The organism is Planococcus beijingensis (assembly GCF_016820615.1).
Classification (GTDB): domain Bacteria; phylum Bacillota; class Bacilli; order Bacillales_A; family Planococcaceae; genus Planococcus; species Planococcus notacanthi.
In genome coordinates this window covers 14,712-29,100 of record NZ_JADHDZ010000002.1, presented here as the reverse complement: position 1 = coordinate 29,100, position 14,389 = coordinate 14,712, and the positions used below count along the sequence as shown (strand labels likewise).

Annotated in this window: 17 protein-coding genes and 2 other annotated features; of the genes, 1 reads left to right on the top strand and 16 read right to left on the bottom strand. The window is 45.7% G+C overall.

Annotated features, from left to right (window positions below; translation table 11 throughout):
* Window positions 1-14: 14 nt before the first annotated feature.
* The 7 genes from pheS to IRE19_RS06320 form a co-directional block, all read right to left on the bottom strand.
* Window positions 15-1,052 (bottom strand): phenylalanine--tRNA ligase subunit alpha, encoded by a 1,038-nt coding sequence (pheS, locus tag IRE19_RS06345; RefSeq protein WP_191716016.1) that lies wholly within the window; start codon window positions 1,050-1,052, stop codon window positions 15-17.
* A 39-nt stretch (window positions 1,053-1,091) separates the two neighbouring features.
* Window positions 1,092-1,319: a binding site (T-box leader), on the bottom strand.
* Between the two features lie 47 nt (window positions 1,320-1,366).
* Window positions 1,367-2,134, bottom strand: a complete 768-nt coding sequence (locus IRE19_RS06340; protein WP_191716017.1) for a TrmH family RNA methyltransferase — start codon at window positions 2,132-2,134, stop codon at window positions 1,367-1,369.
* A 170-nt stretch (window positions 2,135-2,304) separates the two neighbouring features.
* Window positions 2,305-2,754 (bottom strand): small multi-drug export protein, encoded by a 450-nt coding sequence (locus IRE19_RS06335; RefSeq protein WP_203339735.1) that lies wholly within the window; start codon window positions 2,752-2,754, stop codon window positions 2,305-2,307.
* A 383-nt stretch (window positions 2,755-3,137) separates the two neighbouring features.
* The gene (locus IRE19_RS18410; protein WP_238943110.1) at window positions 3,138-3,350 is read right to left on the bottom strand and encodes a hypothetical protein; all 213 of its coding nucleotides are present in this window, start codon (window positions 3,348-3,350) and stop codon (window positions 3,138-3,140) included.
* 12 nt (window positions 3,351-3,362) lie between these two features.
* Entirely contained in the window at window positions 3,363-4,118 is a 756-nt protein-coding gene (locus IRE19_RS06330; protein WP_238943109.1) for a nuclease-related domain-containing protein, read from the bottom strand.
* Window positions 4,119-4,437: 319 nt separating this feature from the next.
* Window positions 4,438-5,526: a M42 family metallopeptidase gene (locus tag IRE19_RS06325; RefSeq protein ID WP_203339734.1), complete on the bottom strand. Its 1,089-nt coding sequence runs from the start codon at window positions 5,524-5,526 to the stop codon at window positions 4,438-4,440.
* 76 nt (window positions 5,527-5,602) lie between these two features.
* Window positions 5,603-6,088, bottom strand: coding sequence for a dUTP diphosphatase (locus IRE19_RS06320; protein WP_203339733.1), 486 nt, complete (start codon window positions 6,086-6,088; stop codon window positions 5,603-5,605).
* 97 nt (window positions 6,089-6,185) lie between these two features.
* On the opposite strand from IRE19_RS06320, the gene IRE19_RS06315 reads away from it, so the two are divergent.
* Window positions 6,186-6,572 (top strand): sigma-w pathway protein ysdB, encoded by a 387-nt coding sequence (locus IRE19_RS06315; protein WP_203339732.1) that lies wholly within the window; start codon window positions 6,186-6,188, stop codon window positions 6,570-6,572.
* Window positions 6,573-6,575: 3 nt separating this feature from the next.
* Here the strand turns inward: IRE19_RS06315 and IRE19_RS06310 are convergent, their stop codons facing one another.
* The 9 genes from IRE19_RS06310 to speD all read right to left on the bottom strand — a co-directional run bounded on the left by IRE19_RS06310 (window position 6,576) and on the right by speD (window position 14,359).
* Window positions 6,576-6,860: a DUF1294 domain-containing protein gene (locus IRE19_RS06310; protein WP_191716022.1), complete on the bottom strand. Its 285-nt coding sequence runs from the start codon at window positions 6,858-6,860 to the stop codon at window positions 6,576-6,578.
* 253 nt (window positions 6,861-7,113) lie between these two features.
* The gene (gene rplT, locus IRE19_RS06305) at window positions 7,114-7,473 is read right to left on the bottom strand and encodes a 50S ribosomal protein L20 (protein WP_146557605.1); all 360 of its coding nucleotides are present in this window, start codon (window positions 7,471-7,473) and stop codon (window positions 7,114-7,116) included.
* A 116-nt stretch (window positions 7,474-7,589) separates the two neighbouring features.
* Window positions 7,590-7,790, bottom strand: a complete 201-nt coding sequence (gene rpmI, locus IRE19_RS06300) for a 50S ribosomal protein L35 (protein ID WP_191716023.1) — start codon at window positions 7,788-7,790, stop codon at window positions 7,590-7,592.
* Between the two features lie 27 nt (window positions 7,791-7,817).
* Window positions 7,818-8,324 carry a translation initiation factor IF-3 gene (gene infC, locus IRE19_RS06295; protein ID WP_203340033.1) on the bottom strand — a complete coding sequence of 169 codons (507 nt, stop codon included), beginning with the start codon at window positions 8,322-8,324 and terminating at the stop codon, window positions 7,818-7,820.
* Between the two features lie 83 nt (window positions 8,325-8,407).
* Window positions 8,408-8,548, bottom strand: a sequence feature (ribosomal protein L20 leader region).
* Window positions 8,549-8,605: 57 nt separating this feature from the next.
* A complete protein-coding gene (gene thrS / locus IRE19_RS06290) occupies window positions 8,606-10,534 on the bottom strand; it encodes a threonine--tRNA ligase (RefSeq protein WP_203339731.1) in 1,929 nt (642 codons plus the stop codon).
* 521 nt (window positions 10,535-11,055) lie between these two features.
* Window positions 11,056-11,991, bottom strand: coding sequence for a primosomal protein DnaI (gene dnaI / locus IRE19_RS06285; RefSeq protein ID WP_191716025.1), 936 nt, complete (start codon window positions 11,989-11,991; stop codon window positions 11,056-11,058).
* Window positions 11,992-13,374 carry a replication initiation and membrane attachment family protein gene (locus IRE19_RS06280; RefSeq protein WP_203339730.1) on the bottom strand — a complete coding sequence of 461 codons (1,383 nt, stop codon included), beginning with the start codon at window positions 13,372-13,374 and terminating at the stop codon, window positions 11,992-11,994.
* An 11-nt stretch (window positions 13,375-13,385) separates the two neighbouring features.
* Window positions 13,386-13,862, bottom strand: a complete 477-nt coding sequence (nrdR, locus tag IRE19_RS06275) for a transcriptional regulator NrdR (RefSeq protein WP_191716027.1) — start codon at window positions 13,860-13,862, stop codon at window positions 13,386-13,388.
* Window positions 13,863-13,975: 113 nt separating this feature from the next.
* Window positions 13,976-14,359 carry an adenosylmethionine decarboxylase gene (gene speD, locus IRE19_RS06270; RefSeq protein WP_191716028.1) on the bottom strand — a complete coding sequence of 128 codons (384 nt, stop codon included), beginning with the start codon at window positions 14,357-14,359 and terminating at the stop codon, window positions 13,976-13,978.
* Window positions 14,360-14,389: the final 30 nt, after the last annotated feature.

Genomic DNA, 14,389 nt, shown 5'->3' with positions numbered 1-14,389 from the left:
GTTTTATTTCCTCCTTAAAGTTCTGTACGTTGGAATTGGGATAAAAAGCGGACATCGTTTGTATAGAAATGACGGATATCTTCGACGCCATATTTCAACATGGCAATGCGCTCAGGCCCCATGCCGAAAGCGAATCCAGTCAGGCGTTTTGAATCATAGCCGGCCATTTCAAGAACATTCGGATGCACCATTCCAGCGCCCAGAATTTCGATCCAGCCTGTTTTTTTGCAGACGTTGCAGCCACTGCCGCCGCATTTGAAGCAGGAAATATCCATTTCCACAGAAGGCTCCGTGAATGGGAAGAAACTTGGGCGAAGACGGATCTCGCGGTCGTCCCCGAACATTTTCTTGGCGAAGACGGAAAGTGTCCCTTTCAAGTCGCTCATGCGGATATCTTCTCCGATGACCAATCCTTCTATTTGCGTGAACTGGTGCGAATGCGTCGCGTCATCACTGTCGCGGCGATACACTTTGCCTGGGCAGATGATTTTAATCGGTTCTCCACCTTTGGCTTCCATCGTACGCGCCTGTACCGGTGACGTATGTGTACGCAATAGAATATCTTCTGTTATATAGAAGGAATCCTGCATATCGCGAGCCGGATGACCTTTCGGCAAATTCAATGCTTCAAAGTTGTAATAATCCTTTTCCACTTCCGGCCCTTCTGCCACTTCGTAGCCCATGGAAATAAACAAGTCTTCGATTTCTTCCACAACGCGCGTCAACGGATGCGAATTGCCTGTTTTCACAGGGCGTCCTGGCAAGGTGATGTCGATTGTTTCACTTTGCAGCTTCATATTGATCGCTTCTTCTTCCAGGATAGCCATACGGCCTTCCAATTGAGTTGTCACTTCTTCACGTACAACATTGACCAAAGCACCCATTTTCGGACGTTCTTCAGCCGGGAGTTTCCCCATGCCTTTCAATAAATCCGTAATCGGCCCTTTTTTCCCTAAATACGCCACGCGGACGTCGTTCAGTTCTTTGACCGTTGAAGCTGCGGCAATCTGATCGAGTGCCTGTGTTTTCAATTCCTGCAATTGTGCTTCCATTCTTTTCTCCTCCTTAGACAGTAAAAAGCCCCGTCCCAGAAAAGGGACGAGGCATTATTCGCGGTACCACCCTAGTTATCGCCATACAGCAATCACTCATTTACATAACGGCTCTTCACCGGCCCATCTTTACAGCATTTCTACTGGTCCCGTCGGGCAGCTCGCGGGGTGAACTTCTGAGGCGTTTACATATCCACACTTCCAGTCAAGGTGCGGAATCTCTGTGATGTAAGGGCGCAACGTACTTTTCCCGTTCTTCGCTTTTACTTATATTTACTCTTTCATTATACGAAAGTTCACGGCTTTTATCAAACTTAGTTTTTCGGGACGAGACTATACAAAAGAATGCCAGTTGCTACTGCGACATTCAACGACTCTGCACTGCCGTAAAGCGGCACCATCAGGTTTTGGTCTGTCTGCTGAAGCAGCACTTGGTCAACGCCGCTGCCTTCATTCCCAACGATTAAAGCAAATTTCTCATTCGTCTCCGCTTCATGGACCGGCACCGAGTTTTGCAATGCCGTCCCGAAAATTTGGATGCCGCTTGCTTTGGACTGTTCGATCCACTCAATCAATTCCCCTTTAACGACAGGGATTTGGAAATGCGACCCTTGCGCCGAACGCACGGTTTTCGGATTATACGGATCTGCGCATCCTTTGCCCAGAATCACGGCGTCTATGCCGCTCGCCGATGCTGTACGGATCATTGTGCCGATATTGCCCGGATCCTGGACAGCATCGATCATCAGAAGCTTCGTCCATGTCTTCTGCTCGTCTTCCGCAAACTCAGGCTGCGCACAATGTGCAAAAATGCCCTGTGTATGTTCGGTTTCCGATATTTCTTTTGCTACACCCGCTGTTACGGAATATTGAGGAACTCCTTCAACGTCCCAGTCTGCTGGAATATCCACACCTTCACGGACGATCAATGACTTGATCAGCTCTTTTTTCTTTAAAGCCTCTTCCGTTAAATGAAAGCCTTCGACCAGGAATTCCGCGAATTTATCGCGTTCTTTCCGGGTCGTTCCAAGCTTTTTCCAATGCTTAACGAGTGAGTTTTGGTTCGATTCAATTCTTTTCATTACAGGATCACGCCTTTATTTCAGAATAGCTTCAGTATAGCATACAGAAAAGCGGAAGCGCCCATCTAGCCCCGACAAGCGCTGGAAGCCTTTACGGTAATGGCGTCCTTTGCCATTGCTGGAAAGGCTGAAGCGACTCGAGGGGCTGGGCGCTGGAATCTGGACACAGCTTAGATTTCCCTCGTGAAGAAATCAAAGCCAAGAGCTGTCAAAATGCCGAAAGCCAATGTCCAGACGGCAATGCTGATGGTCAGCCAAAGGGTCGTATTCTTTTTGGTTGCGCCGAGTGTCATGCCGATAAAGGCGGCAATATGTGTGCCGATCAGAATCGGTCCAAGCATCGCAAGTCCAGGCAAACCGTATCTGTTCCAAATGCGTTTCGCACGTTCACTCTTTTTCGAAACGTTTTTTCCTTTCGCTTCTTGGCGCTTGTTATACCAGATTTGGAAGCGATCGAAGCCGATGATCAATGCTAATACAGTCAGCATATTGCCGATAAAGGCCACCACCATCACCCAAAAAGGCGACAAGCCCCAGATGATGCCAAGCGGAATCACTAAAGCAATTTCAAACCACGGAATTGCGGCTCCTAAAAAAACCAGAAAATATTCATAAATCATTCAGTTTCCCCCTTCAAGTGCTTGTGGAAGTTCAAAAATACAAAGCGAAAACTCTCCTTTTCAATAAAGACAATCGTCTGGCGGGCGGCATCCACTTGCTTTGCGCGAAACCAGAGCGGACTCTCAGTTCTTTTACGCGATTTTTAAGCATTGGTTTCATATTCCTAATGAGATGTTCTGTTTTTATACACAATGTAAATTAAACATAACATATTTCCAGTATCCGTTTATACTCCATTCCTTTTTAAAGGCTTGTTTGCGGAAACGCGCTAGTTGTTTGCAGAATTCGTATGTTTATTTGCGGAATAACCATTTTTTTTGCAGAATACCCAAGGTTGTTTGCGGAATTCGGCAGTTTGTTTGCAGAACGCATAAAAAGCTCTTCACCAAGGGCGAAAAGCTACTGTTTCTTCTTTAATTTGATAACTGCGGTTCCGCAAAGCGCCAATGGGTTCAAGATCGAACGCTGCCAGCAAACGTGAAGCCAGATAAGGCGAGTCAATATTGCAGAATTGCCGAAGCTGCCGGTTGCTCAGCCGCGGATGGACCAACGAGAAATATTCTTGCACAGCACATTCCAACGCAAGCGGATCCACCAGCTGACATCTCTAACATATCCACCCTGATTTGTGTTTGCGTACCATACTATATTTTTTACAAGCTGCACAGAGAATGCCTGTTTGCAATTCATTGGGATCGATAAAGTATTGCTGGCACAATGGATACCGATTGTAAGGAGTTTGAAATTTTTGAAGCAGTTTATCAATCTTCTGTAGATTTTGAGGTGTGGCTTGTTGAGGGAATGTATCGAGTATGGTGAACAAATAATCAATGAGTTGATAATTTTTGCAGACATAGCGCATTTTCGGCTTTGTCATGAACTCACAATACTTTGAAGTGAAAACCACTATGCCGTCGATTGGCAAATTGATTTTGTGCTGTTTGAAGAATAGTGAAAGAAAACGGATATGCTTATTTAATTGGACTGTCGGATCTTCCATAACAGTTCGGATGCCTTCCAAGTCGATTCGTGAGAATTCGCCTGTCTTGTCATCGAAAAACAATTGGCCGCTGATGTTTTTGGACTCAATGATGATGGCCCCCCGTTCGGTCAGCAATAGTCCATCCATCTGAATTCTCCACTCGCCCTTTGATAAGCAAACATTCCGCAGAAAAAGATGATTTTCTGCAAGTCTAAATTCTTTCAATTTTTGTTCCAGCCGCTTTTCTCCTCTTTTTCCTGCAGCTGTTCTAAACAATTCGACTTGCAAAAATTGGCGTTTCGGATGATTTTCCGGCAAACGATATAACAGCCTTTCCAGCGACTCTGTTTCCGACAGTAAACCCATTTCTTTTTTGCTCATTAAGCACCTCCCCATAGAATAGTTGAAGTATAGCATTAAGCGACGTTTCTTTCTTTCGTAGGTTTTTGTTGAACTTATCAAGATTCCGCATTTCCAAATAAAAAAACACTTGTAATGAATGCTTTTCGCAGGCGAAAAGCGAAAGATCAAACGATTGTTTGCGGAATACAACAGTTTATTGGCGGAATACAATGACTTGTTTGTAGAATACCGGCTTTGTTTGCAGAATAGGACGATTTGTTTGCGGAAAAGTGATAGTTGTTTGCAGAATCAACAAAAATTTAAAAACCCCTTCGCCAAAGCGAAGAGGTCACCTAGTTTATTCAAATGTAATGCGCGCGACTGTGTCTTTATCCAATTTTTTTATCACTTCGATGATCAGTTTCACGGCATTTTCATAATCATCACGGTGCAGGATCCCTGCGTGCGAGTGGATGTAGCGTGTGGCTACACCAATGGCAAGCGCCGGCACGCCGTTTGCCGTCAAATGGATCGAGCCTGCATCGGTTCCGCCGCCGGCAATCGTTTCGAACTGATATGGAATGCCTGCTTCTTCAGCTGTGTCTACGACTAATTCGCGCAAGCCGCGGTGGGAAACCATAGAAGCATCGAACAACAGCAATTGTGGACCATCGCCCATTTTGCTGTTGGACTCTTTGCTGGTAATCCCCGGTGTATCGCCGGCAATGCCCACGTCCACAGCAAACCCGATATCCGGCTGTATTTGGGCAGTCGCTGTTTTAGCGCCGCGCAAGCCGATTTCTTCCTGCACCGTACCCACTCCGTAAACCACGTTCGGGTGGTCGACGCCTTTCAGTCCTTTTAGAACATCGATAGCGATTGCACAACCAATGCGGTTGTCCCAAGCTTTCGCCATCAGCAATTTTTCATTGTTCATTACCGTGAACTCGAAATATGGAGTGACCATGTCGCCGGGAGTCACGCCCCACTCTTTCACTTCTTCACGCGAAGATGCGCCGATATCAATGAACATGTCTTTGATTTCGACAGGTTTTTTGCGCGCTTCCGGAGACAGGATATGCGGTGGCTTGGAACCGATCACCCCTGTAATTTCCTTGCCGTTGCGCGTTGTGATTGTCACGCGCTGCGCCAGCATCACTTGTGACCACCAGCCGCCTACCGGTTGGAATTTCAAGAAGCCTTTTTCGTCAATTTGCGTGACCATAAAACCGACCTCGTCCAAATGGCCAGCTACCATGATCTTAGGTCCGTCAGCCAGTCCTTCTTTTCGTGCAATCAAACTTCCCAAGCCATCTGTTTCTATGGAATCGGCAAATGGTGCTATGTATTTTTTCATGACTTCACGCGATTGGCGCTCATTTCCAGGAATGCCGTTCGCATCCGTCAATTCTTTTAACATCAATTGTGTTTTATCTAGAGTAGACATTATTTCGACCTCCTAAGTAATCCGTTGCTTTTCCATTATAATGCAATCCTGCTCAGTTATCAAAACATTCATTCTTTCAATAGCCGTTATGCTGGCGGTCATAATTGGTTTTATTCTTTTGGATATAGGCTTCGAGGACTTCTTCGTAGCTGAATTCCAATGCTAAAGCCAATCCGCCATAGCAGCTCCAAATCTCCATGAAATTGGACATTGAATAATTCTCCAGAAACTCTTGAATGGCTTTTTGAGTCAGCAAAAACAGCTCCGTCAAATCCGTTTCCGCTACGGGCTCGGGCCACTTCTTTAAGGTATTCAAATCCTTCTCAATACCGAGTGACAGCAAGAAATGAATCGAGTCAACGTATTCCTCTAAAATGACCGGCCGCTCAGAAGGTCCTTTGGTACTCCAAAACTTGAAGCAGCGCGTTTCATTCGCCAGTTCAGCTAACTCCACTAATAAAGCTAAACCTTTCTTTCTGAAAACGTCTTCGTTGATTTCCTGATTCGATTGGATAAATCGATCCAATTCTTCCTGCATTTTGAATAGTTCATGCAAATTCATAAAAATCTCCCCTTTTAATAGAATAAATCTTGAAACCAAACTACTTTTGATTCGTATATAAGACAGATAGGACTATGTAACTTAGGAGGTAATTTAGATGGCTTTTCTCATACGCCTCATTGTACTGGCATTGATTATCTACTTATTCTATCGATTGATCCGTTTTATTTTAGATCCGAAAAGAAAATTAGACTCTGCCCTTGAATCAGGTACGTATTATTTCCTTGATGATGTAAAAAATGTACAAAAGAACTTTTTTATTGCCTTCCGCGGTGTGTTGTTCGAAGGCGAAAAATATCTTGGTACTACTGAAAATGCATTCGAAGTGGTTTCCATCTTTGTGTGGGTAGAGAATCCCGACAAATTGCAGGGCTTCACGAAAGAGGATTTCCATTTCCTCGAAAAAGAGATCTTAATGAATTATCCCGAAGCCCGCATCAATTGGAAAAATCCGATTGAACAGTTAATGAAGCAAAACGAATGAGCATTATGCCCATCCATTAAAAAATTTCAGGTAGCACCAGATTAAAATGGCGGCATCCAGCATGGCAAGCATCAAAAAACCGACACGGAAATTGGTGTGCTTCGTTTTGTGGCGAAATGCCATCATGCCAAGATAAGCGCCGATGCCTCCGCCAAAAATGGCAACAGTCCACAGGTTCTTTTCAGGAATCCGTTGTCCGCGCCGTTGAGCCTGGTGTTTGTCGACCTTCATCATAGTGAAAGCCATGATGGTTAAAATCGCGAAATACGCAGCAATAATCAAGAACATAAGGTTTTCCTCCATAAGAAAAGACTGACGAAAATTCGTCAGTCTTTTTTATTGTTCGCTAAACGCCTGAGCATTGCAGCTTTCTAGTTGTGTGATGTCTATGGACCGCTTGGTCAGGCGCTTACATTTTTATTACTCTAGCTTCAGCGCCTAGTCCCTCGGGGTCTTAAGTCAGCCCATCTATGCGGCAAAAAACGCCGCTTCGATGGGCCGCCTTAAGCCTGTCGGGCCTAAACAGGCGCTTCCGCTTTTCTTACTTAGCTACTGCTTGTTTTGCTTGGTCAACCAATGCTGTGAATGCAGCTGCATCAGATACAGCGATTTCAGCTAGCATTTTGCGGTTGATGTCGATGCCCGCAACTTTCAATCCGTGCATAAGACGGCTGTATGAAATGTCGTTCATGCGAGCTGCTGCGTTGATGCGTGTAATCCATAGTTTACGGAAATCACGTTTTTTGTTGCGACGGTCACGGTAAGCATAGTTACCTGACTTCATTACCTGTTGGTTTGCTACTTTGAAAAGGATGTGCTTTGCACCATAATAACCTTTTGCTAATTTAATGACCTTTTTACGACGCTGGCGCGTCACTGTTCCACCTTTTACGCGTGGCATATCACATTACCTCCTGCTGAATATATAAAATTCGATTTTTGTTCATGTCTAGACTTCAGCATCCAGATTCTCGGGGTCTTATGCCCGGCGAATCTATACGGACGCTTACGCTTTTCTTACTTCATGTTATAGATTAATGATTTGATGCGTTTCAAGTCGCCTGAAGAAACTAATTTCCCTTTGCGAAGTTTACGCTTTTGCTTAGTAGATTTGTTTGCAAATAAGTGGCTAGTGTGTGAGCTGTTGCGTCTTACTTTACCAGTACCCGTTTTTTTGAAACGTTTTGACGCACCTCTATGGCTTTTCATTTTCGGCATTTCGAATTCCTCCTAAACAATGATCTCTTATTCTTTTTCGTTGATCGGTGCAAGCATCAAGAACATGCTGCGGCCATCCATTTTAGGGCGCTGTTCAACCGTTGCAACTTCTTTGCAGTCTTCTGCGAAACGTTCAAGGACACGTTGTCCGATTTCTTTGTGCGTAATCGCACGGCCTTTGAAACGAATAGAAGCTTTCACTTTGTCGCCTTTTTCAAGGAACTTGATCGCGTTGCGAAGTTTCGTGTTGAAATCGTGATCGTCAATTGAAGGGCTTAAGCGTACTTCTTTGACGACTATCACTTTCTGATTTTTACGGATTTCACGATCTTTCTTCTGCTGCTCAAACTTGAATTTACCATGGTCCATGATACGAGCAACCGGCGGCTTAGCTTGAGGAGCCACAAGAACAAGATCCAAGTTGACACGAGCTGCAATTTCAAGTGCTTCGTTACGTGTTTTGATGCCAAGTTGTTCACCGTTTTGATCAATAACTCGCAACTCACGTGCACGAATACCGTCATTTACATTAATGTCTTTGCTAATAGTAATCCACCTCCGGATAGTGTCGCGAATAGCTTAAATGTGTGAACCGGCCGAACCGGTTTACAGGGTTCCGATCAAAACAAAAGCGGGTGGACCACAGAGGTCCACCCGCAAATATGACAACACGCTTCTTTCTGCGTGTAAAAGTCAATCGTGTATACCTGCCAACAATCGGTCGATCAGGTGAGAAGCGGGTGCTCCTGCTTGCACATATAAGTATTCTATAACCTTAACTATAATATCACGTGCCTTTGGACCTGTCAACCCTTCTAGCGAAGTTCGCTTTGAACCAGTTTCACGAAGTCTTCAAATGGCATGCTTTCAGATTTCTGCTCCCCGTATTTCCGGACGTTGACCGAACCATCTTCCAGTTCCTTATCGCCGATGACCAGCATATATGGAACTTTCTGCATCTGTGCTTCGCGGATTTTATAGCCAAGCTTTTCATCGCGCTCATCAATGTCCACACGGATCTTGTGAATCTGCAGTTTTTCTTGCAGTTCTTTTGTATAAGTACTGTGGGCATCGAGCGATACTGGAATCAATTCCACCTGGACAGGGGCAAGCCACGTCGGGAATGCCCCTTTGTATTCTTCAATCAGGAATGCCACAAAACGCTCCATAGTCGAAACGACTCCACGGTGGATTACGACCGGACGGTGCTGTTTGCCATCTTCACCGATATATGACAAGTCAAAGCGTTCCGGCAAAAGGAAATCAAGCTGGACAGTCGATAATGTTTCTTCTTTGCCAAGCGCCGTTTTCACTTGAACATCCACTTTCGGTCCGTAGAATGCCGCTTCGCCTTCTACTTCGATATAATCGATTTCCAGTTCGTCCATCGCTTCTTTCAGCATGGCCTGTGCACGGTTCCACATAGCATCATCGTCAAAGTATTTTTCTTTGTCGGCCGGATCGCGGTAGGACAAACGGAATGAATAATCCTTGATGTCGAAATCTTTATAGACTTCCACCACCAAATTAACAACACGCTTGAATTCTTCCTTGATCTGGTCTGGACGGACGAAGATGTGGGCATCGTTCAATGTCATGCCGCGGACACGCTGCAATCCAGACAAAGCACCTGACATTTCGTAGCGGTGCATCAAGCCAAGTTCCGCAATACGGACCGGCATTTGGCGGTATGAATGAATGCCTTGTTTGAAAATCATCATATGATGCGGGCAGTTCATTGGACGCAGCACCAATTCCTCGTTATCCATTTTCATGACCGGGAACATATCATCCTGGTAATGATCCCAGTGGCCGCTCGTTTTATACAGCTCCACGCTTCCCATTACCGGAGTATAAACGTGGTCATAGCCCAGACGTTCTTCTTTGTCGACAATATATCGTTCGATGATGCGGCGGATTGTCGCCCCTTTAGGAAGCCACATCGGCAAGCCTTGCCCAACTTTCTGGGAATTCATGAACAAATCCAGTTCTTTCCCTATTTTGCGATGGTCGCGTTCTTTCGCTTCCTCCAGCATAGCCAAATGCGCTTTCAGGTCTTCTTTCTTGAAGAATGCAGTTCCGTAGATGCGCTGAAGCATTTTGTTGTCGCTGTTCCCTCTCCAATAAGCTCCGGCAACACTCAATAATTTGAACTCTTTCAGTTTTCCTGTCGAAGGCACGTGAATGCCTCGGCACAAGTCAAAAAAGTCGCCTTGTTCGTAGATGGATACTTGATCGCCTTCTGGAATTGCTTCAAGCAGCTCCAATTTGTAAGGATCTTCAATTGCCGCAAAACGTTCTTGAGCTTCTGCACGAGTTACGTCCTGGCGGATGATTTCGAAGTTCTCGTTGATCAGTTGCTTCATTTCTTTTTCAATCAACGGCAAGTCTTCTGAAGTGATGGCTGTCTCTGTATCGATATCGTAATAAAAACCGTTTTCGATGACCGGACCTACACCGAGTTTTGCATCCGGATACATCCGTTTGATTGCTTGTGCCAATAAGTGAGCAGTACTGTGACGCAAAATTTCCAATGCCTCATCCGATTCTGGTGTGATGATGGCGATGTCTCCATCTTCCTTCAACGGTGCACGCAAATCGACTAGTTTGTCGCCTACTTTGCCGGCCAACGCTTTTTTGCGTAATCCCGGACTGATTGATTGTGCAATTTCCTCAGTAGTTGTGCCCTGTTCAAACTCTTTTACTGCTCCATCAGGGAATTTCAGTTGAATCATGTCTGCCATGCCAATCTCTCCTTTTATATGTTCTGCCGGAAATGCCTTGCCACAGGGTCTGGCTTGGTATTCCCGCTTTTCTTTGTCCAGCTTCAGCGGCTAGAACCTCGGGGTCTTAAGTCAATCTGCCTGTGCGGCTAAAGCCGCTTCGGCAGCTCACCTTAAGCCTTATGGCTCTACACAGCCGCTTCCGCCTTTCTTTTTTTCCACGCAAAAAAGCTCCATCCCAAAAGGGACGAAGCTTTAGTTCGTGGTTCCACCCTTCTTCTATTCGATACGGACAGTTCCGTTCGAATGAAGCTCTGCATCGGCTAACGGGCCGGTACCGTCAGCTGCTACTGATAAAAACGTTCACAGCTGCTGCTCGAAGGTGGTAAATGGGATTGCCGGTACTTAAGAAGCTTACAGCCTGGGCTTCTCTCTCTGAAAGTCGTACAATTCCACTATTGTCCTTGTCTGCGCATGTAAAATCTTTGCTTGATTGTCTTTACTATAAACCGAAATGGACTAAAACGCAATACTTCCAGCGGTTAATTCCGGCGATTAAGACCTTCCAGCTTCACTGGCTTGGTCAAGGCACGAATTCGCTCCATGACGCGTGCAGCTTTCAAATCTTCTTTTTCTCCGCGCTGTGAGTAAGTCAGATGATGTTCCAACTCCGAATAACTAAAGTTCGATGACATGAAAGTCGGGAGTTTTTCAGCCATCCGGTAATGGAGAATCGTTCCGAGCACTTCATCGCGCGTCCAGCTCGACATCGCTTCTGCTCCGATATCATCGAGCATCAGGACATCGGCCTTTTTGACGTAGTCGACTTTCTCCTGCAAGGTCTGGTCACCGATTGCTTGTTTCATTTCCCGCATGAATTCAGGGACGAACACCAATACCGTTTTGACATTCAGTTCGGCCAGTTCGTTGGCGGCTGCGCTCAATAAATACGATTTGCCGATGCCGAATTGACCGTACAAATACAAGCCTTTTTCAGGCAGGCTGCCAGGCCCAGTCACCTGATCCAGAAATTCCCCGACAGCCATCAACGCTTCCATCCGGCTTTCGTCTGCATCAAATTTATCCAATGTCGCCTGCATGACTTCTTTCGGCATGTACATGCTGTGAATCAGTGAAGAGGCATGGCGTTTGTTGTCTGCGGCTTCTTTCAAACGGCATTTGGTGTAAGAGATGCCGATGGTGCCGCGCTCCAATACCAGATTCGGTTCGAAACCTTTCAAATGGTTGATGCATGCATCTACACTTGGGCATTTATTGCAGTCATGGGACTGATCAATATATTCATATAACTTCCCAAGCCCTCTATCAATGGTGGAATCATCTATTTCGTCTGCATGGTCTTCCCGGAATTTTTGGACCCCGGGATGGGCCAGCACTTCTTTGCGCATGTCGTTGTATCGCTCAGAGAAAGCAGGCGCATTGACTACACGTTTCAATGTTTCACGAATCGGTTCCATTTAACCACCTTTTCCTTTCTTCAGCGCAAGTTTCGCAAGAAGTTTTTGTTTTTCCACTTCCAGGCTATCGTTTTTCGGTCCGGTCTTGACGACACGTGCCTGATCCTTATTATGGAACCATTCCGGCAGCTTTTCTTCACGCAGCGGTTTTCGGTTTCCGTTGCCTGTAAACGGCTTGGCAACTGTCGTAGGCGAGCCTTCTGATTTCCACTTCATATACTGCATATGCTCGACGCGAGCCAGTTCCATCGCTTCTTTTGCCGTAGTGACATTTTTGCGCAGCCAATGCGAAGCGATTTTTTCCACGTACGCTTTTGTCAGTTTCATATCAGTACGCAAGAGTACATACTGGAGCAGCACATTGACGACAGCCGGCTTCATGCCATGGGTTACCACCAACTGATTGGCCAGCTGGACATCTGCCGGCAGCGGTTCGTTGCCATCAGCGATGTCGCGGAGCACTTGAATCGGTGGCGCCGTTTCCAAATAGGCCAGCAATTCGTCCTGTTTGGTTTTCGGAACCTCCTCTCCTTCTGTTTCCGGCAGTTTCGGAGTTTCCTTCTGCATTTGGACGAGCTGAGGAGCAGTAGTGGAAACTGTCAATTTATAGTACTCGGATGCTGCTCGTTTCAGCCCCTCCACCGTTAAACGGTAATCGTCTTCAATCGCCAGCAAAACCACTTTTTGCATTTCCAATGGCCCCCATCCATACAGGTAAGCCAGTTTGGAAATGAACTCTCTGATGACAGCGGTCAAAACTCGCCGAGGCACCAGCTGTTCTGACAGTCCTTGGCGAAGCAAAGTAAAATCAAACTCGAAATCAGATTCGTATCCACCTTTTTTCCGTTCCTGCAAATCCTCCTGTGCCGGAGGATATCCTGCTTTCGCATGGACAGGCTGGAAAATATCCGTGAACGTCCGCGACACTTCGTCAAAATCCGAAGGGATTTCATTGTGCACAAGAAAACGATCGCGTACACGGCGATAAGACGTTTCACCGATTTTGCTGAATAGGAACATCGACAACAAAGGATCCATAAAAAAGGTTTTCGGGTCTAACGGCGGACATAACTCATAGATAAAGCAGCGGTCGTCCGTGTTTTTCCGATAAGTTTTCAGCAAACCGATCGCTTCCAATTGAATTCTTGCTTCAAAAATTTTCGCGATGGGTTTTCCCAATGTATTCATCAGCGTGTAATGCGTTGCCTCTTCCTTAGCGCCTTCTGCTTCCGCCCACAGCGTCAAATACAACGCGATGGCTTCCGCTCCAATCATCGGCTGATACAGCATCGTCAACAATTGCCGGTCATAATTTGAGAACGGGTACGGCAAGCGGATCCGATACGGATCAGCAGCTTGTAATTCTTTATAATACGCAGTCATAAGTCACCGCCTTATTCGCTTTTCTTATCTTCCGGACTTTTATTGAGCAAATCCTTCAGTTCGTCGATAAAGACTGTAATGTCTTTGAATTGGCGGTAAACAGAGGCGAAGCGCACATATGCCACTTCATCGATTGTTGCCAGCCGGTTCATGACCAATTCACCGACTTCTTCGGATTTCACTTCCGGGTTGCCTGCTCGGCGCAGGTCTTTCTCGATCGTAAAGACGACTTCTTCCAATACTTCCAAAGATACCGGCCGTTTTTCGCAAGCACGAATTAAGCCCCGCAATACTTTTTCACGGCTGAACTCTTCACGTGACCCATCTTTTTTGACGACAATCAGCGGCATTTCTTCGACTTTTTCGAAAGTGGTAAAGCGGTAACCGCATGACTCACATTCTCTGCGCCTTCTGATTGACTTCATTTCATCGATTGGCCGCGAATCGACAACACGTGTGCCGTTATGTTGGCAAGCTGGACATTTCATTTCGACATCTCCCTAACTTCTCTATCTAGTGTATCTAGTATAACAAAAATTCATTGGGAAAATAGAAAAAGCAGAGGATTTTGTCCCCTGCTTAGTGTTTTTTGTTAAATGGATTATACAGTTACTGAAACTTTGGATTTCTCAACACTGACTGGACCCATACCGCGCGGAATTTCGACAAGCTCACTTGAGGTTGACCCTAGCGCTTCTGCGATATATTTCGCTGCAATAGTTGGATCTAAATCGCCGCAAGTATAAACATCTACACTTGCATAGCCGTGTTCCGGGAAGCTGTGGATGGTTAAGTGAGATTCAGAGATGATCACAACTCCGCTGACACCTTGTGGCGCGAATTTATGAAAAGCTACCTCTCTTACTTCAGCTCCAGATTTGAGTGCAGCATCAACAAAAGTTTGTTCGATAAAATCCATATCGTTTAATTTGTCAAAATCACACTGCCAAAGTTCTGCAATTACGTGACGTCCCATTGTTTCCATGGTTCGTTTTCCCCCTTTGATATCATTTTG